Origin of the sequence: Ectobacillus antri (assembly GCF_003852715.1) — a bacterium.
GTDB classification, from domain to species: Bacteria; Bacillota; Bacilli; order Bacillales; family Bacillaceae_G; genus Ectobacillus; species Ectobacillus antri.
Map to the genome: position 1 here is coordinate 36,592 of NZ_RIAV01000003.1, position 25,838 is coordinate 62,429.

Genomic DNA, 25,838 nt, shown 5'->3' on the forward strand with positions numbered 1-25,838 from the left:
TGCAAGCTCGAGATAAGAAAAAGAAGGAATATCACCCTGGAGTTCCCCGCTGAAATGCAGTAAGCGGAAGGCGTTTATTCACGTTACGAATACAAAGTGGACTGCTTGCAGTCTATTAGGGTGGTACCGCGGGAGACTTTCTCGTCCCTTTCTAGGGATGAGAAGGTCTTTTTATTTTGTCAAAACGATAGGAGGAACAATGCATGGAGTATAAAGATACGTTATTAATGCCAAAAACAGAATTTCCGATGCGCGGCAATTTGCCAAAGCGTGAGCCGGATATGCAAGCAAATTGGGCAGAGATGGACATTTATCAGAAAGTACAAGAGCGCACAAAGGATCGACCGTTATTTGTATTGCACGACGGACCACCGTACGCAAATGGCGACATTCACATGGGACATGCACTGAATAAAATACTAAAAGACTTTATCGTTCGCTATAAATCCATGAATGGTTTTTGTGCTCCTTATGTACCAGGTTGGGACACGCACGGGTTACCAATTGAACAAGCACTTACGAACAAAGGAGTAAAGCGCAAAGAAATGACAATTGCAGAGTTTCGTAAGCTGTGTGAAGAATATGCTTATGAGCAAGTAGACCGTCAGCGCGAGCAATTTATGCGCCTTGGCGTGCGCGGCGACTGGTACAATCCGTATATTACATTAAAGCCGGAATATGAAGCGCAACAAATTAAGGTATTTGGTGATATGGCGAAAAAAGGCTATATCTATAAAGGCTTGAAGCCTGTATATTGGTCTCCGACAAGTGAATCTGCTCTTGCTGAAGCTGAGATTGAGTACAAAGACAAAAAATCTCCATCCATTTATGTAGCATTCGATGTAAAAGATGGTAAAGGTGTACTAGAAGGTGACGAAAAGTTTATCATTTGGACAACAACACCTTGGACTATTCCTGCAAACTTAGGTATCTCTTTGCATCCTGACTTAGAGTACAGCATTGTCAAAGCAAATGACAGCAAATATATTGTTGCATCTGCGCTACTTGAGGAAGTTGCAAAAACAATGGGCTGGGAACAAACGTCTGTTGTAAAAACAGTTAAAGGTATTGAACTTGAGCACGTAGTAGCGAAGCATCCGCTATACGGACGTGATTCGCTTGTTATGGTTGGGGAGCATGTTACAACAGATGCTGGAACAGGCTGCGTACATACAGCACCTGGACATGGGGAAGATGATTTCCAAGTAGGTCAAAAATATGGTTTAGAGGTACTTTGTCCAGTTGATGATAAAGGGTATCTAACAAATGAAGCACCAGGATTTGAAGGCTTGTTCTACGATGAAGCAAATAAGCCAATTACGCAAAAATTAGAGGAAGTGGGCGCATTATTAAAGCTTACTTTTATCACGCATTCATATCCGCACGACTGGAGAACGAAGAAGCCAATTATCTTCCGTGCAACTGCACAGTGGTTTGCATCTATTGATTCATTCCGCAAAGAGTTAATGGAGGCGGTGCAAGAAACAAAATGGGTACCTGCATGGGGCGAAACACGCTTATTCAACATGGTACGTGACCGTGGTGACTGGTGTATTTCCCGACAGCGTGCATGGGGTGTTCCAATTCCTGTATTTTATGCGGAAAACAATGACCCTATCATTACAGATGAAACAATCAATCATGTAGCGGCATTATTCCGTGAGCATGGTTCCAACATTTGGTTTGAACGCGATGCAAAAGATCTTCTTCCAGAAGGTTTTACACACCCATCAAGCCCGAATGGTCAATTCCGTAAAGAAACGGATATTATGGATGTATGGTTTGATTCTGGTTCTTCTCATCAAGCAGTATTGGAAGAGCGCGATGATTTACAACGTCCTGCTGATTTATATTTGGAAGGATCTGACCAGTACCGTGGTTGGTTTAACTCTTCTTTGTCAACAGCGGTTGCAATAACAGGAAAAGCACCGTATAAAGGCGTACTTAGTCATGGATTTGTGTTAGACGGAGAAGGTCGCAAAATGAGTAAGTCACTTGGTAATGTGGTTGTACCAAAGAAAATTTTAGACCAGCTTGGCGGTGATATTTTACGTCTGTGGGTAGCATCTGTGGATTATCAGTCTGACGTTCGTATCTCAGATGATATTTTAAAACAGGTGGCTGAAGTATACCGCAAAATTCGTAATACATTCCGCTTTTTATTGGGTAACTTGGATGGCTTTGATCCGAGCCTTCATATGATGGAAGTACAAGAGCTGCGCGAAGTAGATCGCTATATGCTTGTGAAGTTGAACGATTTAATTCGCAAAACAAAAGAAGCGTATGACGCGTATGAATTTGCTGCAATCTATCATGCTGTTCACAATTTCTGTACAATTGATTTAAGTTCGTTTTATTTGGATTTTGCTAAAGACATTCTATATATCGAGGGAGCAGATAACCGGGATCGCCGTGCAATTCAAACTGTGTTATATCAAGTGCTTGTAGCACTTACAAAGCTTGTTTCTCCAATTTTGCCTCACACAGCTGATGAGGTATGGGTATATGTACCAGGCGTGACAGAGGCAAGTGTGCAATTGACAGATATGCCAGAGCCTGTAGAAATAGATGGCAGTGATGCAATTAAGCAAAAATGGGATGCGTTTTTGCTGCTGCGCGATGATGTATTAAAGGCATTGGAAGAAGCGCGTAACGAAAAAATCATTGGTAAATCCCTAAATGCAAGCTTGACGTTGTATCCAACAAATGAAATGAAAGAATTGCTATCCTCTATTACGGAAGATATAAAGCAACTTTTTATTGTCTCTGGATTCGTGGTAGCAGGTGTGAAAGAAGAAGCGCCTGCTGAGGCAAAAACATATGAGCATGCGGCAGTTGTTGTAAAACCTGCGAAAGGGGAAACATGTGAACGCTGTTGGGTTGTTTCGCCAACTGTTGGTCAAGATGCAGAGCATCCTACATTATGTACACGTTGTGCGTCTGTTGTAAAAGAATATTATGTAAAATAAAAACGAAGAGGCTGTCCGGATATAGGATAGCCTCTTCGCATTCTTAAAAATGCGACACTTTTTCTTGCCTATATTGTGAATGAAAAGGCTAAAAAGAATGGTGCAAAAAGTGCCAATTAGTGATATTAGGCTTTAACACAGCCTTTTATTTAGTGACAGAGAAGGTTTTTACAAACAGGAAAAAAGTGTGTTAGCTAAGGAAATTCTTTTCGGACAAACTATAGCTACAACTTCAGAAGACGGGGGGATTTCAGTGTGAATGCAGCTTATGATGACATCAGAAAAGAGTTGGAATTAATACGCGAAGAATTACGGTCGCGTCTGCAAAAAGAGAAGGCCTCCTATTATATAGAAGTGAGTGAAGAGCTATTTAGTGTTGTGAGGGAAGAAGAGCGTAAGAAAAAGACAGTTCTGCATCATATACAAGCTGATTTAAAGGATGTGGAACACGCCCTGGCCAAAATGGATTTAGGTATATATGGTATATGTGAGGATACGCATAATATAATCTCTATTGAACAACTTCATATTATGCCTACAGCACGTACCATATATGAATTTTCTTATGAACGCTTAACGGTATGATATATATGGGATATAGATAAAAAAGCTAATATTTTTTGGAACAAGATAAAAATAGATACTGCGAAGGTGAATATACATAAAGCAACTCTATGTCATATAGAGGGGCTTTATGTATATTTTGCTTTTAGTATATTTAAGGCAGCTACTTTTACTTATTTATATTATACCTTTTCTTATAATTTATGTACCGGTTTCTCCCCTTCGTTGTGAAAATATCGCAGCTGTGCTAAAATTTTGAGGTACACTGTCTATGTGGGGGAAAAATATGATTTATTATGCGATTTCGTTAATTGTAATTCTTATTGATCAAGTATCAAAGTGGATTGTCTTAAAAAACATGGAACTGGGCGAGAGTATTCCCGTTATTCATGATGTTTTGTACATAACGTCGCATCGAAATCGCGGAGCTGCTTGGGGTATTTTGCAAAACCAAATGTGGTTTTTCTACGTAATTACAGTTGTGTTTGTCATTGCTGTAATTTACTATATGCAAAAATACGCAAAAACAGACAAGTTGTTGGGTGTGGCGTTAGGTCTTATTTTAGGCGGAGCCATTGGTAATTTTATTGATCGGGTAATACATAAAGAAGTTGTGGATTTTATTCATACGTATATCTTCTCTTATAACTTCCCGGTCTTTAATGTCGCAGATTCCGCATTGTGTATTGGTGTAGCGCTTTTGTTTATTCAAACGCTATTGGAAGGGAAGAAAAAGGAGTAGGTTGTATGGAGTATATTGTATTGCAGGTAACAGAAGAACAAAGAGGCGAGCGATTGGACAAGGTTCTTGCAGAAGTAAACAACGAATGGTCTCGCTCTCAAGTGCAACAATGGATTAAAGACGGAGCTGTCACAGTTAATGGCCAAGGTGTAAAAGGCAATTACAAAACTAAGGCAGGAGATGAAATCACAGTTGTAGTACCGGAAGCTGAGCCCTTAGATGTTATACCTGAGGAAATGAATTTAGATATCTATTATGAAGATCAAGATGTGCTTGTTGTAAATAAGCCAAGTGGTATGGTGGTGCATCCGGCACCCGGTCATACAACAGGAACACTTGTGAACGGTTTAATGGCACATTGTAAGGATTTGTCAGGTATTAATGGTGTGATGCGTCCTGGTATTGTCCACCGAATCGATAAAGATACGTCAGGTCTCCTTATGGTGGCTAAAAATGATATGGCGCATGAATCACTTGTAAATCAGCTTGTTGCCAAAACGGTAACAAGACGTTATAAAGCCATTGTGCATGGAGTTATTCCACATGATACAGGTACAATTGATGCACCAATTGGTCGCGATAAACACGATCGTCAAAGCATGACTGTAGAGGAAAATGGAAAGCATGCGGTTACGCATTTCCATGTATTAGAGCGTTTTACAGATTTTACGTTTGTGGAATGTCAACTTGAGACGGGACGTACTCATCAAATTCGTGTTCATATGAAGTATATTGGTTATCCATTAGCGGGTGATCCTAAATACGGCCCGAAAAAAACACTAGATCTGAATGGTCAGGCATTACATGCAGGAATTCTGGGTTTTGTTCATCCAAGAACAGGAGAATATTTAGAATTTGAAGCTCCATTACCGCAAGAATTTGAAGAAACTTTGGAGAAATTGCGCAGACAGTCTTGACTTACAAGAAAAACTTTGCAATAATAACAACAGTTAAATAAGATCCTTTAACACAGCCCTGTGAGGTTGAGAAGGAAACGGTTTGGAAAATAGGTATTTTTGTACCCATTTCCTAAAAAGTCCTCTCGCACATGGTGAGAGGACTTTTTCTGTGTTAAAGCTTTGGAGGTGAATAATATGGAAGCAAAAGCAGTTGTATTGGATGAACAAATGATTCGTCGTGCATTGACACGAGTCAGCCATGAGATTGTAGAGCGAAACAAAGGTGTAGAGAATTGTGTGCTCGTTGGTATTAAAACAAGAGGACTTTTTGTAGCACAGCGCTTGGCGGAGCGAATTCAGCAAATTGAAGGAACTGCAATTCCGGTGGGCGAGCTAGATATTACATTGTATCGAGACGACTTAACATTAAAGGACTCTGATCCACTTGTAAAAGGATCAGATATACCGGTAGATATTACGAATAAAAAAGTAATCTTGGTTGATGATGTGTTATATACAGGTAGAACAGTACGAGCTGCGATGGATGCACTCGTTGATATTGGTAGGCCGTCACAAATTCAACTTGCTGTATTGGTGGATCGTGGACACCGCGAATTGCCGATTCGTGCAGACTATGTCGGAAAAAATATCCCCACGTCAAGCGAAGAACGCATTGTAGTGGCGTTAGCTGAAGTAGATAAAGAAGATAAGGTAAGTATATTTAAGCGATAAAAAGCCCTTTTAAAGGCAGTCCCGTGAGACTGACAAAGGGTCATGTTTCCCTATGCTTTTGGGGGCAGGACTCTTTGTGCAGCGCACAAAGAGTTTTTTTATTAGAGGAGGAAAAATGATGAAACCAGTACTAGATGTTCATGAAATACCAAAGCCGGGACAATGGTTACTTCTTAGTATACAACACTTATTCGCAATGTTTGGTGCCACTGTTCTTGTGCCATTTTTAACCGGTTTAAATCCGGCTGTCGCGCTTATTACAAGCGGAATTGGAACGCTTACGTTTTTAATCATTACCAAAGGACAAATGCCATCCTACCTAGGTTCATCGTTTGCTTTCATCGCGCCGATTATCGCTGCCAAAGCTGCTGGAGGACCAGGAACTGCAATGGTAGGAAGCTTCTTGGCAGGACTTGTGTATGCGGTCGTAGCAATTATAATTAAAAAAACTGGATCAGGCTGGGTCATGAAAATGTTACCACCAATCGTAGTGGGACCGGTAGTTATGGTCATTGGTTTGGCACTTGCAAGTACAGCAGTCAGCATGGCTATGAATGATGCCGAAGGGAAATATAGCATAACAAACTTCACGGTTGCTCTTGTTACACTGACAATAACAATTGTCTGCTCCATTTTTGCAAGAGGATTTTTTAGTATCGTACCAGTACTAATTGGTATTATCGGTGGTTATATCTTTGCCTATTCCCAAGGGCTAGTAAACTTAAAGCCGGTCGCTGAAGCAAAATGGTTCACGATTCCGGAGTTCACAATTCCATTCGTAACTTATACACCTTCTGTGACGATGCAACTTGTTCTCTTAATGGTTCCAATTGCAATTGTAACCATCTCAGAACACATTGGTCACCAAGTGGTACTAGGAAATGTTATTGAAAGAGATTTATTTGAAAAACCAGGTTTACATCGCTCTTTGTTAGGTGATGGAGCGGCAACGATGGTAGCGGCACTGCTTGGTGGCCCACCAAGTGTCACATATGGAGAGAATATCGGTGTCCTAGCTATTACGAGAGCATACAGTGTATATATATTCGTAGGTGCAGCAACTATGGCCATTCTGTTTGGTTTTATCGGCAAAATCTCTGCACTGATCAGTTCAATTCCGACAGCTGTTATGGGAGGCATCAGTATCTTGTTGTTCGGTGTTATTGCAGCAAGCGGATTGCGCATGATGGTAGAAGATAAAATTGACCTTGGTGACAAGCGCAACTTAATTATTGCTTCTGTAATTCTAGTTATAGGTATTGGTGGCGCGGTTCTTCATGTTGGAAAGTCCTTTGAAGTTGAAGGAATGGCGCTCGCTGCTATCATCGGTGTGATTCTGAATTTGGTGTTGCCAAAGCAGAAAGAAGAAAAAGTACACATGCAAAAGAAAGTATCATAGTCACCTTTTAAATAAGCACAGAGAGGCTTATAAGGGTGTAAAAATCAAAATGATTTTGCACCCCAACCTGAAAGGTTGGGGTATTTTTATTCAAATATTGTTATAAAAATTCAAAAATGTTACAATGAAATACAGGGATGGGGGATTAAGATGAATCACTTGTTAACGATGGCAGAGCTAACAGAACGAGAGATTTTAAACATTCTGCAAGATGCACAAGATTTTGCTAATGGAAAGCAACTAAAGGCGAAGGAACAAATTTTTGTTGCAAATCTGTTTTTTGAAAACAGCACGCGAACAAGATTTAGCTTTGAGGTGGCTGAAAAGAGGCTTGGACTTGAAGTGCTAAACTTTGCAGCAGAATCCTCGAGCGTACAAAAAGGGGAAACTTTGTACGATACAGTGAAAACATTAGAAGCCATCGGAACAAAAGCGGTTGTTATCCGTCATCCACAAGATCAGTATTTTGAAAAGCTGAAGGATAGAGTGAGTATTCCAATTCTAAATGCGGGGGATGGGTGCGGCAACCATCCAACACAAAGCTTGCTGGATTTACTAACAATTCAACAGGAGTTTCATAGATTTGAAAGTTTGCGAATTGTCATTGCCGGTGATGTACGTCATAGCCGCGTTGCGAGGTCTAACGCGCAAGCACTTAGAAAGCTAGGCGCACATGTGGATTTTGCAGGGCCGGAGCAATGGAAGGATACAAGCATGGGAGGTTGCTTTGCTTCTCTAGATGAACTATTGCCACAAGCGGATGTTGTTATGTTATTGCGTGTACAACATGAGCGTCATGATCGAAAAGCGGAAATCATGGGATATTTAGAGAAATACGGTTTAACAAAAGAACGTGAACAACGTATGAAGCCAGGGAGTATCATTATGCATCCAGCTCCCATTAACCGAGGTGTTGAAATCGCAGATGAATTGATTGAATGTGAGCGATCTCGTATCTTCAAGCAGATGGAAAATGGGGTATATGTGAGAATGGCAGTATTAAAGCGGGCTTTATCCAATATATTAGGAGGAGTTGCACATGAATTACTTGTTTAAAAACGGGCGATATATCAATGAGAATGGTGAGATAGAGTCAGGTGATATCCTGATTAAGAATGGAAAAATTGCTGCTGTAGGTGCAAGTTTACAGGCTGATATCACCGAGACAATAGACCTTGCTGGGAAATTAATTACACCAGGATTCATTGATGTGCATGTGCATCTACGTGAACCGGGCGGTGAGCATAAAGAAACGATTGCGACAGGAACGCTTGCCGCAGCCAAAGGTGGTTTTACTACCATTTGTGCCATGCCGAATACAAAACCTGTGCCAGATTCAACTGAGCATATGGAGAGTTTACAAAAAAAGATTGCAGAAACAGCACATGTACGCGTGCTTCCATACGCAGCAATTACAACAAGGCAGGCGGGTAATGAACTAACGAATTTTGAAGAACTGAAACGCTTAGGCGCATTTGCCTTTACTGATGATGGCGTAGGTGTACAGTCTGCAGGAATGATGCTAGCGGCAATGAAACAAGCAGCTAAGCTAAGCATGCCAATTGTAGCGCATTGCGAAGATAATACATTAATTAATAAAGGGTGTGTACATGAAGGAAGCTTTTCCGCAGCCAATGGTTTACATGGTATTCCTTCTGTTTGTGAGTCTGTGCATATTGCACGGGATGTTCTACTAGCTGAAGCGGCGCAGTGTCACTACCATGTATGTCATATTAGTACGAAAGAATCGGTTCGCGTTGTACGGGATGCAAAGCGAGCAGGAATCCGGGTAACAGCGGAGGTAACACCACATCATTTATTGTTATGCGATGAGGATATTCCGGCGTTTGATACAAACTTTAAAATGAATCCGCCTCTGCGCAGTATCAGCGATAGGGCTGCATTGATTGAAGGGCTATTGGATGGCACAATCGACATGATTGCAACAGACCATGCACCACATACAGCAGAAGAAAAGAGCATGGGGATGCAGCGCGCGCCATTTGGCATCGTAGGGCTAGAGACGGCATTTCCACTTCTATATACACACTTTGTAGAAACAGAGATTTTGACACTGCAGCAACTGATTAGGCTGCTCACTGAAAGACCTGCGCAAATTTTTGGCTTAGAAAGCGGGCTTACAGTAGGTAAGGTTGCCGATCTAACTATTATTGATTTAAATACAGAGCAAGAAATTGATCCGGAAAAATTTGCATCTAAAGGAAAGAACACACCGTTTGCAGGCTGGAAATGCAAGGGATGGCCGGTTATGACATTACTAGAAGGTAAGATTGTATGGCAGAAGGAGAGTGTATTCGCATGAAACGACAGCTTATTTTAGAAGATGGAACAGTATTTGTAGGGCAGGCATTCGGAGGAGAAATAGATAAATCAGGGGAAGTGGTATTTAATACAGGAATGACCGGATATCAAGAGATTTTGTCAGACCCTTCCTACTGTAGCCAAATTGTCACACTCACATATCCATTGATTGGAAATTATGGTATTAATCGAGATGATTTTGAATCAATCAATCCATTCATTCATGGGTTAATTGTAAAAGAAATTTGTAATCATCCATCAAATTTCCGAAACGAGCTGGCGCTTGATACATATTTAAAAGAGCGCAACATTCCAGGTTTATCAGGCATTGATACAAGAAAGCTTACTCGTCTAATCAGGGAGCATGGTGCATTAAAGGGACGTTTGTGCGGTATGGACACGGATATTGAGGAAACGGTAAGTCAATTGAAGGCGACTGTATTCAAAGACCATGTAAAGCGCGTATCAACGAAAGACCCTTACCCGAGTCCAGGACGTGGCTACCGAGTTGTTCTTGTTGACTTTGGAATGAAGCATGGCATTTTGCGCGAGTTGAACAACCGAGGCTGCGATGTCATTGTAGTACCTTACCATACAACAGCAGAAGAAATATTACGTTTAAATCCAGATGGCATTATGCTAAGTAACGGACCTGGAGATCCGAAAGATGTGCCAGAAGCAATTGAAATGATTCAAGGGGTTCTCGGAAAAATTCCATTGTTCGGTATTTGTTTAGGGCATCAGCTGTTTGCCCTTGCCTGTGGTGCGAATACAGTTAAGTTGAAATTCGGCCATCGCGGCTCTAACCATCCTGTCAAGCATTTGGAAACAGGAAAAGTAGCCATCACTGCACAAAATCACGGTTACACAGTAGAAGAATCCTCCATTGTAGATACATCGCTTGAAATTACACATATCGCGCTTAATGATGGCACGGTAGAAGGTCTACGTCATAAAACAATGCCGGCATTCACAGTGCAATATCATCCTGAAGCTTCACCAGGCCCAGAAGACGCAAACGGATTATTTAATCAGTTTTTAACTATGATTGAAAATTGTCAGAAAGAAGGGGAAGTACTATGCCAAAACGCCTAGATATTAACACCATTTTAGTAATCGGATCGGGACCTATTGTCATTGGGCAAGCTGCGGAGTTTGATTATTCCGGAACACAAGCATGCCAGGCTTTGAAAGAAGAAGGCTACAAAGTTATTCTTGTTAACTCGAACCCAGCGACAATCATGACAGATACAGCGACGGCTGATAAAGTATATATTGAACCGCTTACCTTGGAATTTGTGAGTCGCATCATCCGTAAAGAGCGTCCGGATGCAATTCTTCCAACTTTGGGCGGACAAACAGCTCTAAACATGGCTGTTGAATTAGCAAAATCAGGTGTTTTGGAAGAGTGCGGTACAGAAATTTTAGGAACAAAACTTTCAGCAATTGAACGCGCAGAAGATCGCGACTTGTTCCGTACACTTATGCAAGAGTTAAACGAACCAATTCCTGAGAGTGTCATCATCCATACACTAGAGGAAGCGTATACGTTCGTTGATAAGATCGGATATCCAGTCATCGTTCGCCCAGCTTTTACGTTAGGTGGAACAGGCGGAGGTATTTGCCACAATGAAGAAGAGTTGGTGGAGATTGTATCAAGCGGCTTGAAGCATAGCCCTGTGACGCAGTGCTTGCTTGAGAAAAGTATCGCGGGCTTTAAGGAAATTGAATATGAAGTAATGCGAGATAGTAATGATAATGCGATTGTTGTATGTAATATGGAAAACATCGATCCAGTGGGTGTGCATACAGGAGACTCCATTGTTGTGGCGCCAAGTCAAACATTAAGCGACCGCGAGTATCAAATGCTGCGTAATACATCATTAAAAATCATCCGTGCGTTAGGGATTGAAGGTGGCTGTAACGTACAGCTGGCGCTTGACACAGATAGCTTCCAATACTACGTAATTGAAGTCAACCCTCGTGTCAGCCGCTCCTCAGCTTTAGCATCTAAAGCTACAGGATATCCAATTGCAAAATTGGCTGCGAAAATTGCAGTAGGTTTAACACTTGATGAAATTGTAAATCCAGTTACGAAAAAAACATATGCATGTTTTGAACCGGCACTTGACTATGTTGTATCCAAAATCCCACGTTGGCCGTTTGACAAGTTCGAATCGGCGAATCGCTCTCTAGGTACGCAAATGAAGGCAACGGGAGAAGTTATGGCGATTGGGCGTAATTTAGAAGAATCACTTTTAAAAGCAGTACGTTCACTTGAGCTAGGGGTCTACCATCTAGAAATGGAACACCTGAAGGCATTAGATAAAGAAACTATGGAGAAGCGAATTGCCAAAGCCGATGATGAGCGGTTGTTCGTTGTGGCGGAAGCATTACGACAAGGTATTACAAAAGAGGAGATCAATGCTTGGAGTAAAATGGACTTCTTCTTCCTGCAAAAAATCGAGAACATCATTCGCATGGAACAACGCTTGGCTGAAAACAAAGGTTGCATGGAGACGTTGGAAGCTGCGAAGAAAATGGGCTTCAGTGATCGTTACATTTCCAAAGCTTGGGGTATGAGTGAGCTAGAAATCTATGAAACACGTAAATTAGAACAAATTGTACCTGTATATAAAATGGTAGATACGTGTGCGGCAGAGTTCGAATCGGCAACGCCATACTACTACAGCACATATGAAGAAGAAAATGAATCCATCGTGACAAATCGCAAAAGCGTTATCGTATTAGGTTCGGGTCCAATCCGAATTGGGCAAGGTATTGAGTTTGATTACGCAACAGTGCATTCTGTTTGGGCGATTAAAGAAGCAGGATATGAAGCGATTATTATCAATAACAACCCTGAAACGGTTTCTACAGATTTTAGTATCTCTGATAAGCTTTACTTCGAGCCTCTGACAATAGAAGATGTTATGCATATTATCGACCTTGAAAATCCAGAAGGTGTTATTGTTCAATTCGGTGGACAAACGGCAATCAACTTGGCTGCTCATCTAGAAGCGCGCGGAGTCAAGATTTTAGGAACGTCTTTAGAAGATCTAGATCGTGCTGAAGATCGTGACAAATTTGAAGCAACTCTGACTGCACTTGGTGTTCCGCAGCCGGTTGGTAAAACAGCAACAACTGTGGAAGAAGCAGTCATCATTGCAGATAGCATTGGCTATCCGGTATTAGTAAGGCCTTCTTATGTACTCGGCGGGCGTGCAATGGAAATTGTATATCATGAAAACGAATTGCTACATTATATGAAAAATGCTGTAAAGGTTCATGCTAAGCATCCAGTGTTGATTGATCGCTATATGGTAGGAAAAGAAATCGAAGTAGATGCGATTTCGGACGGCAAAGATGTGTATATTCCAGGCATTATGGAGCACATTGAGCGCGCAGGTGTTCACTCGGGAGACTCCATTGCAGTGTATCCTACACAAAGCCTATCGCAAACAATCAAAAACAAAATCATTGAACACACAATCTCCTTAGCAAAAGGGCTAAAGATTGTTGGGCTGCTAAATATTCAATTCGTTGTGTACAAAGATGATGTATATGTACTAGAGGTGAATCCTCGCTCAAGTCGTACCGTTCCATTCTTGAGTAAAATTACAGGTGTACCAATGGCAAATCTAGCAACTAAAGTTATTCTTGGAGCTACACTTGAAGGATTAGGCTACGGAACAGGATATCATCCAGAGTGCAAAGAAGTATATGTAAAAGCACCCGTTTTCTCCTTCGCGAAGCTTCGCTCTGTGGATACAACATTAGGACCGGAAATGAAGTCCACAGGTGAAGTAATGGGTAAAGACTTAACACTTGAAAAAGCGTTGTATAAAGGTCTTGTCGCATCAGGCATTAATATTCCGACACACGGATCTGTCATTGTTACAGTTGCTGACAAGGACAAGGAAGAAGCTATAGAAATCGCAAGAAGATTCCATGAAATCGGATATAACATTTTAGCGACAGATGGCACTGCAAAGCTGTTAATGCAAAATGGCGTTCCAGTACAAATCGTAAATAAAATCGATTCTGAGGATTATAATTTGCTGGATATCATTCGTCAAGGCAAAGCACAATTTGTAATTAACACATTGACGAAAGGCAAACAACCAGCACGTGACGGCTTCCGCATCCGACGTGAATCTGTAGAAAACGGAGTGGCTTGCTTAACTTCATTAGATACAACAAAGGCAATCTTACGAGTGCTGGAGTCTATGACATTCTCAGCGGTGGAAATGAAAGAAATTCCACGCCATGAGGTGGTCTACTCATGATCAAAAAGGAAATGATGAAGGTTGTTAGTCAACGAGAAATCGCGCAGAGCATCTATGAGCTCGTACTGAAGGGTAAGCTTGTAGAAGAAATGAATGAACCAGGACAATTCGTGCACATCAAGACGGCAGAGGGGAACTCCCCTCTTCTGCGCCGTCCAATCAGCATTTGCAACATCAATAGAGAGAAACAAGAATTTACGATGTTGTACCGTGCTGAGGGACAAGGAACAAAGCTGCTTGCTAGGCAAAGTGCGGGAAGTGAGATTGATGTACTGGGACCTTTGGGGAATGGATTTCCAGTTGAAGAAGCCGAAGCTGGACAAGTAGCCTGTTTGGTAGGGGGGGGAATCGGTGTACCTCCACTATATGAATTGTCACAAAGACTTGTTGCAAAAGGTGTGCGTGTTATCCATGTTTTAGGATTTCAAAGCGAGAATGCCGTGTTTTACGAAGAGAAGTTTGCGGAATTGGGAGAAACCTATATTGCTACTGCCGATGGTACTTACGGAACAAAGGGGTTTGTAACGGATGTGATAAAACAGTACGGCATTTCTTTTGACATATTGTATGCTTGTGGTCCAACGCCGATGCTACAGGCGCTCGCACAGCAATACGATGGTCATAAGGCATATATTTCATTGGAAGAAAGAATGGGCTGCGGTATCGGAGCTTGCTTCGCATGTGTATGTGAGACACCAGCGGGGGGACATTCCTATAAAAAGATTTGCAGCGACGGTCCGGTATTTAAGATAGGGGAGGTTGTTCTATGAGCTTGGAAGTGAAGTTACCTGGGTTAGCATTAAAAAATCCAATCATGCCGGCATCCGGCTGCTTCGGCTTTGGTAGGGAATTCGCTAACGTGTATGATCTGAGTGTACTTGGCTCCATCATGATTAAGGCGACAACGACAGAGCCTCGCTTCGGAAATCCGACACCGCGTGTGGCCGAGACTGCGGCAGGGATGCTCAATGCCATCGGCCTGCAAAATCCGGGGCTTCATCAGGTGATGAACGAAGAGCTTCCTTGGCTAGAACAATTCGATGTTCCCATCATTGCTAATGTTGCTGGTTCCCAGGCTGAAGATTATGTAGCTGTAGCAAAAGAAATTTCAAAAGCGCCGAACGTCCATGCGCTTGAGCTTAATATTTCATGTCCAAATGTGAAAACAGGCGGTATTGCTTTCGGAACCGTACCTGAGATCGCAGCGGATTTAACAAGGCAGGTAAAAGAGGTTTCTGAAGTGCCTGTATATGTGAAGCTTTCTCCCAATGTCGCAAACATTGTAGAAATTGCAAAAGCAATTGAAAACGCTGGTGCGGACGGGTTAACGATGATTAACACGCTGCTCGGCATGCGTCTAGATCTGAAAACGGGCAAACCAATTCTAGCAAATCGGACAGGAGGCTTATCCGGTCCCGCGATTAAGCCAGTTGCTCTTCGTATGATCTATGAAGTAAGTCAAGCAGTCAGCATTCCGATTATCGGTATGGGCGGTATTGAAACAGCGGAGGATGTAGTGGAATTTTTCTATGCAGGAGCGAGCGCGGTAGCTGTCGGAACAGCGAACTTCATCGACCCGTTTGTGTGCCCAACTATTATTGAAGAATTGCCTAATGTATTGAAAAAGCTAGGATTTGAACATATTTCAGAATGTCATGGAAGGAGCTGGAGGCATGCCGCTTATAGTCGCGCTTGATTTTCCGAATAAACAGGAAGTAGAACGCTTTTTATACCATTTTGGTGAGGAAAGGCTATATGTGAAAGTCGGCATGGAGCTCTTTTATAAAGAAGGTCCTTCCATTATTGCTGATCTGAAAGAAAAGGGACATGATGTGTTTCTTGATTTGAAGCTACATGATATCCCTAATACGGTAAAAAGTGCGATGCGCAGCTTAGCGGATTTAGGTGTTGATATGGTAAATGTGCATGCTGCTGGTGGGATAGCGATGATGAAAGCAGCGCTGGAAGGGTTACAGGAAGGCACCCAAGGAAAGAAGCGCCCGCTTTGCATCGCAGTAACACAGCTCACAAGCACATCAGAAGAAATGATGAACCGTGAGCTTTGGATTGAAAAATCGCTTATAGATACAGTTTCGCATTATGCGAAACTGGCTAAAGAAAGCGGTTTGGATGGCGTTGTATGTTCAACATTAGAAGTTCCAATGCTTAAAGAACATTGTGGACAAGACTTTGTCACTGTTACCCCAGGAATTCGCATGCTTTCTGATGATACACAAGACCAAGTACGCGTGGCGACACCTGCGCGTGCTCGAGAACTAGGCTCTGACTATATTGTGGTCGGCAGAAGCATTACGAAAGCTGAATATCCGTATCAAGCATACCAAATGGTAAAACAAGAATGGGAGGGACAGCGAGTATGAAACAACAAATCGCTTCACATCTATTGGAAATAGGAGCTGTATTTTTACAGCCTAACAATCCGTTCACATGGTCATCAGGCATCAAGTCACCTATTTACTGTGACAATCGTTTGACATTGTCTTATCCGCACGTGAGAAAAGCAATCGCCAAAGGTTTGACTGAACTAATTGAAACACACTTCCCTGAAGCGGACATGATCGCTGGAACAGCCACAGCAGGTATCGCACATGCGGCATGGGTAAGCGATATTTTAGATAAGCCGATGTGCTATGTGCGTAGTAAAGCGAAAAGCCACGGCAAAAGCAATCAAATTGAAGGTAAGGTAACAGAGGGACAAAAAGTTGTTGTAGTAGAAGATTTAATTTCTACTGGAGGTAGCGCAATTACATGTGTGGAGGCCCTGCGTGAAGCTGGTTGTGAAGTACTAGGCGTAGTAGCTATCTTTACATATGAATTGGATAAGGGGAAGCAGCTGCTTAACAGTGCAAAGATACAATCTCATACACTTAGTGATTATTCTACGCTAGTGGAAGTGGCAGCTGACAAAGGAATTATTTCTAGCGAAGATATTCAAAAACTGCAAGAGTGGAGACAAAATCCATCGGAATGGGCTCTTGTATAAATAAAAAAACCTGTCACAGACAGGTTTTTTTATTGATTATGCAATTGTTTTTAAAATAGTCTTCATTCTGCTTTGCATAGTTTCATCAAAGAAGTGGTAGTAAATTTCTAGACCTTTACGGTTTCCTCTGATGATGCGCGCTTGTTTTAGTTTCGCTAAATGTTGACTAATTGTACTTTGCGGCATTTCAAATTCTTGATATAAAGTAGTTACGTTAGTTGGACCATTTTCAAGAAGGAAATTCAATAAGCCCAAACGTACTTGGTGAGCTGTAACTTTTAAAAACTCAGCTCCCTCTACATATTCTTGACTATCTACTGTTTTTTCTTTTTGCATTACGACATGCCCCTTTCAAATCTTTGTTTCTCTCTATATGCTCTTATTGTATAACAAATATCTATAATATTAGATTAAAATACTTTTAAAAGATATTACAGTATTTTTACAAAGAGTATTTTTAAATGAAACACGTAACATTTTTGTAATAAAAAATCCATCTTAATGGAAAAATATTATTCTTTTAGCTTAGAAACCTCTATTTTAAGTAGTATGAGTATGTAATCGACACGCTTGTAATGACATCAATTGATAACGGTATGTCTCTTATGGGAATAAAGACGTACTAGCAGTACATCGTCAAAGGCGGTATGTTGGTGTTAGTAGTGTGGTTGGATATTTACAGCAGAAAAAATCTCCTTAAGCAAAGGGGCATCGTCTATATGGTATAGACGATGCCTTTTGAAGATTTGCGGTGTGTCGCTAAATTAAATAAGAAACATTGCAACCACAGTAGTTACGAGCAATCCAATCATAACCGGCAGAAAATTGCGACGGGCAAGATCAAAAGGATCTACTTTACAAATCGCTGCTGCTGGAATAAGTGCCCATGGAATGAGAGTTCCACCGCCTACCCAAATGGCAGCCACTTGCCCGAGTGCCGTCAATGTGGCAACGCCGTGACCGATAGCTGTTGCAAATAAGTTGGCAATAGATCCAACTAACGAAATACCAGAAAAACCGGAGCCATCAAGACCTGTAATTGCACCAATTGTGGTTAATGTGACGGCTGCTACATTTTCATTGATTGGCATCGCATGGGAGAGAGCAACACCTAGGTCGTTGATAATTCCATTCGAGCCTTTAGGTAAATATTCCCCAATAATTTTTGGGAATCCGCTATCTCCTAGGTAAAATAAAGCAGCAATCGGAATAACCGGACCAAAGATTTTAAAGCCAAATTGTAAGCCTTCAATTAAATAACTTGTTGTTTTTTCAAGCGCTGCTCCTTTATAAGCAAGAAGCATAATGATTAGCATGATGGCAATTGTGGTGCCACCAATCAGTGCAGTGGCATCACCACCTTGTAGATTGAAGTGAACCATGAGATAAATATCAAGTGCATATAAAACAGGAATAAAAATGGCTAAAATACGTTTCCAAGCAGTCGATAAAAGCACTGGTAGTTGCGACTCGTTAGTAATATCTGTATACGAAGGAGGGCCTAATGTACCGTTTTTCATATCGCGACGCAGAAAGAAAAAAGCAGTAAGTGTTGTTACAATTCCCATTACAATAACAAGGGGAACACTGGCAGCAACTACATCCGCAACAGGAATACCTGCTGCATCCGCCGTCAGCTTTGGCGCACCTTGAATCACAAAGTCTCCAGAAAGAGCAATACCGTGACCAAATAAGTTCATCGCCATCGCTACCCCGATTGCAGGCAAGCCGACACGAAGAGCGACAGGTAGAAGTACTGCCCCCATAAGCGCTACGGCAGGAGAAGGCCAGAAGAAGAGAGAAATAACCATCATTAATAAGCCGGTTACCCAATAGGCAAGCGTTGGTGTACGAATGAGGCCAGCAAATGGTGAAATCATCACATCATTAATACCGGTTCGAATGAGTAAGTTGCTCATGGAAACGATGACGGAGATGATTAAAATAGTAGGAAGTAATTCTGTAATCGCATAAATAAAGCTATTGAAAATGCCGGCGACAGCGAGACTCACAGAGCCGGTCGCCACAAGCGCAAGAATAAAAATCATTACAATAGAAACCAGGGTGGTATCTTTGCGGAAAAGAAAGCAACCGATGATGGAAAGTAGAAAGAAAACGTATAGCCAGTGAAGTACAGTTAGTTCGATGCCCATAACAATCACATCCTTTAGTATAGTGTGCTATAGGATATGGGCGAGGGTGGGGATGGTGCGTAGGTAAGTAAATACAAATTTCGACGTATGTAAATACTAGAAAAAACAGCATTTTAAAAATACGACTCAAAGATAGAGAATAGCTCAATGGCACTCTTATAATTAAGTGCGTTGCCATTGAGCTATTTTGTAAGGTCTTAAAATAAGGATTTTAAGATTATAACATGGACTTTTGTTTGTTCTATAAGACTAACATATCATCTGCCGAGAACCCATTCTTTTTAAAGAGTGTAACTCAGTCAGTTCCCTCTAATGTTTGATTAACTGTTTCCAACGCATGTATTTCTGTTGTATCAAATAAAAAATTAAGTAAATGATAATATGCATGTATGTTTTAACATTTTAGCTTCATTACCAAATCCTCATCAGGTGTCACGTATAGAGTCTTTTGCTGATCGTACGTCACAAATCCTAGTTTAGCGCCACTCGGTTTTTTTACGTTGCGAATTTTCGTGAAATCGACGGGAACAGAGCTGGAGTTTTTTGCTTTACTAAAGTAGGCAGCGAGAATTGCTGCTTCTTTTAGGGTTTGCTCACTTGGTTCTACCGAGCGAATGACAACATGTGAGCCTGGGATATCTTTTGTGTGAAGCCAAAATTCATCTCGCTTGGCGAGCTTGTTGGTGAGGTAATCATTTTGTTTATTATTTTTGCCGACTAAAATTTCTGTCCCATCGCTGGATTCGTAGCGGTCTAGGACGGGTTTTGTAGGCTTTGTTTTCTTCTGCGTTTTTATACGTGATCGCATGTAGCCTTCTTCGATCAGTTCCTCGCGAATTTCTTCAATGTCTTTTTGCGAAGCAGATTCCATTTGTTGCATCAAGCCTTCAAAATAAAAGATTTCTTGCTTTGTTTTTTCAATTTGCTCCTCGACAATGGCAACTGAGTTTTTAGCTTTCTGGTATTTAGAAAAATAACTTTGCGCATTTTCGGACGGCGTTTTTAACGGGTTAAGAGTAATTGTGATTGTCGCACCGTTTTCATCGTAATAGTTAATGACAGTTGCTTCTGCATCTCCTTTTTTAATCGCATACATATTAGCTGTTAGCAACTCACCGTATAATTGATATTGCTCGGCTTTTCCAGCATCCTGTAATGTTTGTGTCAGCTTATGTAACTTCTTTTCATTTTTCGCAAGCTCGTTGCCAATAAATTTTTCTAAATCATGTGCCTGCTGCTTAACGCGGTCACGTTCACCCTTTCCAAAGAAAAAGCGATCGAGAAGAGCGCTGATGGATGTGAAAAATTTGCTCTCTCCTTTTATATGAGAAAGAGGAATCATATAAAAGTGTTCCTTTGTTTCTGACGTGATCATTACAGGGCGATAACGGTGTTCTTTAAGATCTGCCAGTACGGAAAAGAAAGCATTAGATAAAGCTGTTTCATTTATAAGCTTGGCCGTTGCAGTTATTTCTTTTGCCAGCAGCGGAGATAACCCAGAGAAGCCATCCACGAGCTGTTTGTCCATTTTTCCTGATAAAAAGTCCAGCTGCATCAGAAACTCTTCTTTTGTTTCTATTCTTAACGGATTGCGTTTATGCTGCGCGGGCGGAGCGACATAGATAGCACCTGGCATAACGGAGCGATGTCGGTTAACTGCTGGTGATAAATGCTTGATGCTGTCGATAATTACACCATCCGCATCGGTTAAAATGATGTTGCTGTGGCGCCCCATCACTTCCATAATCAATGTTTTAATTGATTCATCACCAATTTCATTGCGGCTTCTTACTGTGATGTGTACCATTCGCTCTAATTCAATTTGCTTCACACATTCAATAATACCGCCTTCGAGATGCTTGCGAAGCAGCATGCAAAACATAGGCGGAACAGAAGGAGATGTGTAGCTCTGCTCAGTGAGATGCAGGCGCGCATAGGACGGGTGCGCCGACAGCAATAGCTTTTGATTCTTCCCTTGTGCGCGAATGTGCAGCAGCACCTCATATTTAGATGGTTGATATATTTTAGAAATTCGCCCAGACGTAAGTGGCTGTATTTCCTTGGTAAGTGCTCTTGTAAATAGTCCATCAAAAGCCATGATGTTCCTCCTTCTCGTAAGGATATCTTTGAATAAAGACCCTCATTATGTTATCGTAGTTCATTTTAAAAAATTAGTTTTGACAGTTGTTATTATGAAGAATGTTGCCAATACACTTTAACATATGGATTGGCAAAAAGCGCCTTTTTGTGTCGAGAACCTCTGCCCTATGGAGCTGAACGAGCCGCTTCCGCTTTTCTTGATCTAGCTGCAGCGGCTAGCTCCTCCGGTCAGAGAACCTCGCCCCATAAAGGCAAAAAGCGCCTTTTTGTGTCGAGAACCTCTGCCCTATGGAGCTGAACGAGCCGCTTCCGCTTTTCTTAACATTATAGCATGTTTTAGGACGAGTCTGAATAAGCTGTGAGTAGAGTAGAGAAGGTTGAGGTGAGAGGATGAACTGGTATGGACTTCGCGTTCATGAGGTAGAGGAGAAGGCAAGGACGAATGTGAAGACAGGATTGACGGGACAAGAGGCGAATGTGCGCCTTAAGCACTTCGGAGCAAATGAGCTGCAGGAGGGGAAGCGTTCATCTGCATTGGTAAAGTTTCTTGCGCAATTTAAGGATTTTATGGTGCTGGTACTGCTAGGAGCCACTGTTATTTCTGCTTTACTTGGTGAAATGGTAGATGCTGTGGCAATTGTTGCTATTGTTATTTTAAATGGTATACTTGGCTTTTTGCAGGAACATCGCGCAGAAAAGTCAATGGATGCTTTAAAAGAACTAGCTGCGCCGCAAGCGACCGTGCTGCGTGATAATAAGTGGGTGAAGGTCGCCTCTAAGCAGCTAGTACCAGGAGACATTATTAAGTTTACAAGTGGAGATCGAATTGGTGCGGACGTGAGAATTATTGAAGCATCGAGTTTATACATAGAAGAGTCCGCTCTTACGGGGGAATCTGTCCCGGTTCAAAAGCGTATCGATGCTGTAAACGGTGTTGATGTCGGTATTGGCGATCAAACGAATATGGCGTTTATGGGAACGATGGTTACACGCGGGTCTGGTATTGGTACTGTTATCGGTACCGGTATGAATACGGCAATGGGGCAAATTGCTGATATGCTTCAAAACGCTGAAGAAAACGAAACACCGCTGCAGCGCCGCTTGGAACAAATGGGGAAAATTTTAATTGTCGTCTCATTGCTTCTGACAGCACTAGTAGTATTAATTGGTGTGTATCAAGGACATGATGTATATCATATGTTCCTGGCAGGTGTGTCCTTGGCTGTGGCAGCTATACCCGAAGGATTGCCGGCAATTGTTACTGTTGCTTTATCTTTAGGTGTGCAGCGCATGATTAAGAAAAAATCAATTGTTCGTAAACTACCTGCTGTAGAGACCCTTGGTTGCGCTTCTGTTATTTGCTCAGATAAAACAGGTACGATGACTCAAAATAAAATGATGGTCACACATTTATGGTCGGGCGGGAAAACGTGGCATGTTACCGGACAAGGCTACAGTCCAAGTGGCGAATTTACAGAGGATGAACGAAAGATTAATCCGAGTGCAGTAAAATCTGTACAACAACTGTTAATGTTTGGTTGTTTATGCAATAACGCTAACATCTCAAAAAGAAAAAAAGAATATGTGCTTGACGGTGATCCGACTGAGGGGGCACTTGTGGCAGCGGCAATGAAGGCTGGTCTTACACGTGAGGCACTGGCAGGACAATTCCAAATTATAAAAGAAATTCCGTTTGACTCGACTCGTAAAATGATGAGTGTTGTCATTCGAGATAAGCAAGGAAAAGCATTTCTTGTTACTAAGGGCGCACCTGATGTCCTGCTTGGTGTAAGCAGTTCGATTCTATGGGGAGAAAAGCAACAGTCCATGACTACTTTGTATCAAGATGAAATACAAAGAGCCATTCATCATTTAGGCAGTCAGGCACTGCGCACGATTGCAATTGCCTATAAACCGCTTCGCAATGAACTAATCAATGAAAGAGATGCAGAAACCGATCTAATGTTTATCGGCCTACAAGGTATGATTGATCCACCAAGACCAGAAGTAAAACAAGCTGTACAAGAATGCCGTGACGCCGGTATTCGTACGGTTATGATTACGGGCGATCACAAGATTACGGCAATGGCAATCGCTAAGCAACTGACTGTATTGCCTGAAGGCGGTAAGGTGGTAGAAGGCACTGAACTTGCGGCCATGAGTGTAGAAGAACTTGAAGATATTGTAGAGGACACATATGTATTCGCACGTGTTTCGCCGGAGCATAAATTAAAAATTGTAAAAGCCCTTCAAAATAAAGGACATATTGTCGCAATGACGGGAGATGGCGTAAATGATGCGCCAGCAATTAAGGCTTCCGACATCGGGATTGCGATGGGTATTGCCGGAACAGATGTGGCAAAAGAAGCTTCTTCCCTTGTCCTTCTTGATGACAATTTTGCCACAATTAAAGCGGCCATTAAAGAAGGACGCAATATCTATGAAAATATTAGAAAGTTCATTCGTTACCTGCTTGCCTCTAATGTAGGAGAAATTTTAGTCATGTTATTTGCGATGATTTTAGCGCTTCCGTTGCCGCTTGTACCTATTCAAATTCTATGGGTAAATTTAGTAACAGACGGACTGCCTGCAATGGCACTTGGGCTCGATAAGCCGGAGGACGATGTAATGAAGAGAAAGCCACGCAGCCCAAAAGAAGGGGTCTTTTCAAGAGGATTAGGCTGGAAAGTTTTAAGTCGTGGTTTTTTAATTGGAATTGTAACGTTACTGGCGTTTATTGTAGCTTACAACCAAAATCCAAATGAACTAAAATATGCGCAAACTGTAGCTTTTGCAACACTTGTTTTATCACAGCTCATACTCGTATTTGATTGCCGAAGCGAGAGATCTATTTATCATCGCAACCCGTTCGGTAATATGTATCTAGTAGGTGCCGTATTCATTTCTCTGCTGCTTATGCTAGTGGTTATCTATTATCCACCGCTGCAACCTATATTCGACACATTGCCTATTAAGGGTAGAGATTGGTTACTAATTGGCGGTCTTTCGTCTATTCCAACATTCTTGCTTGTAGGTGCCGTATTAACAAAGAAACCAAAAAAGCAAAGCAAACTTAAAATAGTCAATCAAAGTAAAATATGATATAATGAAAGAAGGTAGTAGGGAATATCTCTATTACCTTTTTCGTTGTATAAACAACAAACCTGTGATGAAGGTGAAAAATAACCTTGAAAAAATCCGCAAACAAGTGCAAAATATGGAATAGTTGAGAAGTTTAGTGCATGAGGAATTCGGATAGACTTACTAGGAGGCACAGGGTATGACCATGCGTTTTTTAAATATTGGATACGGCAATATCGTGTCCGCCCATCGGATTATTGCAATTGTTAGTCCGGAATCTGCTCCGATTAAGCGCTTGGTGCAAGAGGGAAGAGAGCAAAATATTCTGCTTGACGCTACGTATGGCCGTAAAACAAGAGCAGTCATTATTATGGATGACGGTCATATTGTATTGAGTCCGATTCAACCCGAGACGATTGCGCAGCGGTTGAATGGAAATGCTTATAGCAAAGATGACTTAAAAGAAGAGAATGAAGGGTAGGTTTACATATATTATGAGAAGTGAAAGAGGATTGCTAATCGTTCTGTCTGGTCCTTCTGGCGTTGGAAAAGGAACGGTGCGCAAAGCTTTGTTTGAGCAAGAAGACATCCATTTAAATTATTCTGTTTCTGCTACAACGAGAAAGCCGCGCGAAGGGGAAGTGAACGGCGTTGATTATTTCTTCAAAACACGCGAAGAGTTTGAAGAAATGATTCAAAACAATGGTTTATTGGAATGGGCTGAGTTTGTAGGAAACTACTACGGTACTCCTGTGGAATATGTAGAACAAACATTACAACAAGGAAAAGACGTGTTTTTAGAAATTGAGGTACAAGGTGCACTGCAAGTAAAAAAGGCTTTTCCTGAAGGGGTATTTATCTTCTTAGCACCGCCAAGCTTATCTGAATTAAAAAGTCGTATCGTGGGGCGCGGCACAGAAACAGAGGAAGTCATCCAAAACCGCCTCACAATTGCTAAAGAAGAAATTGATATGATGGATGCATATGATTATGTTGTTGAAAACGATGAGGTTGCGCTGGCTTGCGAGCGCATCAAAGCAATTGTAACAAGTGAGCATTGTCGTCGAGACCGTGTTTCTAAATATTATAAACAAATGACGGAGGCTGAATAATTTATGTTAAACCCATCCATTGATGCGTTGCTGCAAAAGATTGATTCAAAATACACATTGGTAACCGTGGCATCTAAACGTGCGCGTGAAATGCAACAACATCGCGACTGTCGCTTAGACCGACCTGTATCTCATAAGTACGTAGGCAAATCTTTAGAAGAGATTGATGCAAAATTGCTAGGGTATAGACCGCTTGAGGGACAAAAATAAGTATTTATATGGAGAACAAACAACCTATGTACAAATAGGTTGTTCTTTTTTTACAACATAAAAATATGAATTTTTATAAAATAGACGATGTACAAGGAGTCGCTAGAAGAGAAACACTTGCGACTGTAGCTGCAACCTTAAAAAGCACTTACCTATTAAGGCGGTAGGCATGAGGTAAAGGTTTCTTAGCCTCACTGTTATGTTAGAAAAATAACGTGTACTGGTATAGAATAGTGTTACTTATAGGAGAAGGGGGCGCGAG

General features: G+C 41.6%; 21 protein-coding genes and 1 other annotated feature (1 of these 22 running past the window's edge). Of the genes, 18 read left to right on the forward strand and 3 right to left on the reverse strand.

What is annotated here, in order from left to right:
- Window positions 1-152 (forward strand) — a binding site (T-box leader) (it extends 59 nt beyond the left edge of the window).
- A 51-nt stretch (window positions 153-203) separates the two neighbouring features.
- The 14 genes from ileS (at window position 204) to pyrE (ending at window position 16,920) form a co-directional block, all read left to right on the forward strand.
- On the forward strand, window positions 204-2,969 hold the full coding sequence (gene ileS / locus EEJ45_RS04470) for an isoleucine--tRNA ligase (protein WP_124563598.1): 2,766 nt from the start codon (window positions 204-206) through the stop codon (window positions 2,967-2,969).
- A gap of 255 nt (window positions 2,970-3,224) precedes the next feature.
- On the forward strand, window positions 3,225-3,554 hold the full coding sequence (locus tag EEJ45_RS04475; protein WP_124563599.1) for a TraR/DksA C4-type zinc finger protein: 330 nt from the start codon (window positions 3,225-3,227) through the stop codon (window positions 3,552-3,554).
- 265 nt (window positions 3,555-3,819) lie between these two features.
- A complete protein-coding gene (gene lspA, locus EEJ45_RS04480) occupies window positions 3,820-4,275 on the forward strand; it encodes a signal peptidase II (RefSeq protein WP_124563600.1) in 456 nt (151 codons plus the stop codon).
- Between the two features lie 5 nt (window positions 4,276-4,280).
- Window positions 4,281-5,192, forward strand: coding sequence for an RluA family pseudouridine synthase (locus EEJ45_RS04485; RefSeq protein WP_124563601.1), 912 nt, complete (start codon window positions 4,281-4,283; stop codon window positions 5,190-5,192).
- A gap of 177 nt (window positions 5,193-5,369) precedes the next feature.
- Window positions 5,370-5,906: a bifunctional pyr operon transcriptional regulator/uracil phosphoribosyltransferase PyrR gene (pyrR, locus tag EEJ45_RS04490; protein WP_124563602.1), complete on the forward strand. Its 537-nt coding sequence runs from the start codon at window positions 5,370-5,372 to the stop codon at window positions 5,904-5,906.
- 115 nt (window positions 5,907-6,021) lie between these two features.
- Complete coding sequence (locus tag EEJ45_RS04495; RefSeq protein WP_124563603.1) at window positions 6,022-7,305, forward strand: solute carrier family 23 protein; 1,284 nt, start codon at window positions 6,022-6,024, stop codon at window positions 7,303-7,305.
- 150 nt (window positions 7,306-7,455) lie between these two features.
- The gene (locus EEJ45_RS04500) at window positions 7,456-8,361 is read left to right on the forward strand and encodes an aspartate carbamoyltransferase catalytic subunit (RefSeq protein ID WP_124563604.1); all 906 of its coding nucleotides are present in this window, start codon (window positions 7,456-7,458) and stop codon (window positions 8,359-8,361) included.
- Window positions 8,345-9,628 (forward strand): dihydroorotase, encoded by a 1,284-nt coding sequence (locus EEJ45_RS04505; RefSeq protein ID WP_124563605.1) that lies wholly within the window; start codon window positions 8,345-8,347, stop codon window positions 9,626-9,628. Before EEJ45_RS04500 ends, EEJ45_RS04505 begins: the two co-directional genes overlap by 17 nt.
- Complete coding sequence (locus tag EEJ45_RS04510; protein ID WP_124563808.1) at window positions 9,625-10,722, forward strand: carbamoyl phosphate synthase small subunit; 1,098 nt, start codon at window positions 9,625-9,627, stop codon at window positions 10,720-10,722. Before EEJ45_RS04505 ends, EEJ45_RS04510 begins: the two co-directional genes overlap by 4 nt.
- Entirely contained in the window at window positions 10,707-13,916 is a 3,210-nt protein-coding gene (gene carB / locus EEJ45_RS04515) for a carbamoyl-phosphate synthase large subunit (RefSeq protein ID WP_124563606.1), read from the forward strand. Before EEJ45_RS04510 ends, carB begins: the two co-directional genes overlap by 16 nt.
- A complete protein-coding gene (locus EEJ45_RS04520) occupies window positions 13,913-14,686 on the forward strand; it encodes a dihydroorotate dehydrogenase electron transfer subunit (RefSeq protein WP_124563607.1) in 774 nt (257 codons plus the stop codon). The genes carB and EEJ45_RS04520 overlap by 4 nt, the downstream gene beginning before the upstream one ends.
- Complete coding sequence (locus tag EEJ45_RS04525; RefSeq protein WP_124563608.1) at window positions 14,683-15,612, forward strand: dihydroorotate dehydrogenase; 930 nt, start codon at window positions 14,683-14,685, stop codon at window positions 15,610-15,612. The genes EEJ45_RS04520 and EEJ45_RS04525 overlap by 4 nt, the downstream gene beginning before the upstream one ends.
- Window positions 15,590-16,297, forward strand: coding sequence for an orotidine-5'-phosphate decarboxylase (gene pyrF, locus EEJ45_RS04530; protein WP_124563609.1), 708 nt, complete (start codon window positions 15,590-15,592; stop codon window positions 16,295-16,297). Before EEJ45_RS04525 ends, pyrF begins: the two co-directional genes overlap by 23 nt.
- Complete coding sequence (gene pyrE / locus EEJ45_RS04535; RefSeq protein WP_124563610.1) at window positions 16,294-16,920, forward strand: orotate phosphoribosyltransferase; 627 nt, start codon at window positions 16,294-16,296, stop codon at window positions 16,918-16,920. The genes pyrF and pyrE overlap by 4 nt, the downstream gene beginning before the upstream one ends.
- A gap of 36 nt (window positions 16,921-16,956) precedes the next feature.
- Here the strand turns inward: pyrE and EEJ45_RS04540 are convergent, their stop codons facing one another.
- The 3 genes from EEJ45_RS04540 to EEJ45_RS04550 form a co-directional block, all read right to left on the reverse strand.
- Entirely contained in the window at window positions 16,957-17,256 is a 300-nt protein-coding gene (locus EEJ45_RS04540; RefSeq protein ID WP_124563611.1) for an ArsR/SmtB family transcription factor, read from the reverse strand.
- Window positions 17,257-17,684: 428 nt separating this feature from the next.
- On the reverse strand, window positions 17,685-19,073 hold the full coding sequence (locus EEJ45_RS04545; protein ID WP_124563612.1) for a hypothetical protein: 1,389 nt from the start codon (window positions 19,071-19,073) through the stop codon (window positions 17,685-17,687).
- Between the two features lie 394 nt (window positions 19,074-19,467).
- Window positions 19,468-21,171: an Rqc2 family fibronectin-binding protein gene (locus tag EEJ45_RS04550; protein ID WP_124563613.1), complete on the reverse strand. Its 1,704-nt coding sequence runs from the start codon at window positions 21,169-21,171 to the stop codon at window positions 19,468-19,470.
- 392 nt (window positions 21,172-21,563) lie between these two features.
- Between EEJ45_RS04550 and EEJ45_RS04555 the strand changes: the two genes are divergently transcribed.
- From EEJ45_RS04555 to rpoZ, 4 genes are all read left to right on the forward strand, one after another.
- Entirely contained in the window at window positions 21,564-24,275 is a 2,712-nt protein-coding gene (locus EEJ45_RS04555) for a calcium-translocating P-type ATPase, SERCA-type (RefSeq protein ID WP_124563614.1), read from the forward strand.
- A 178-nt stretch (window positions 24,276-24,453) separates the two neighbouring features.
- The gene (remA, locus tag EEJ45_RS04560; protein WP_124563615.1) at window positions 24,454-24,735 is read left to right on the forward strand and encodes an extracellular matrix/biofilm regulator RemA; all 282 of its coding nucleotides are present in this window, start codon (window positions 24,454-24,456) and stop codon (window positions 24,733-24,735) included.
- A 13-nt stretch (window positions 24,736-24,748) separates the two neighbouring features.
- On the forward strand, window positions 24,749-25,366 hold the full coding sequence (gene gmk, locus EEJ45_RS04565) for a guanylate kinase (RefSeq protein ID WP_124563616.1): 618 nt from the start codon (window positions 24,749-24,751) through the stop codon (window positions 25,364-25,366).
- 3 nt (window positions 25,367-25,369) lie between these two features.
- Window positions 25,370-25,576, forward strand: a complete 207-nt coding sequence (gene rpoZ / locus EEJ45_RS04570) for a DNA-directed RNA polymerase subunit omega (protein WP_124563617.1) — start codon at window positions 25,370-25,372, stop codon at window positions 25,574-25,576.
- The last annotated feature ends 262 nt before the right edge of the window (window positions 25,577-25,838 follow it).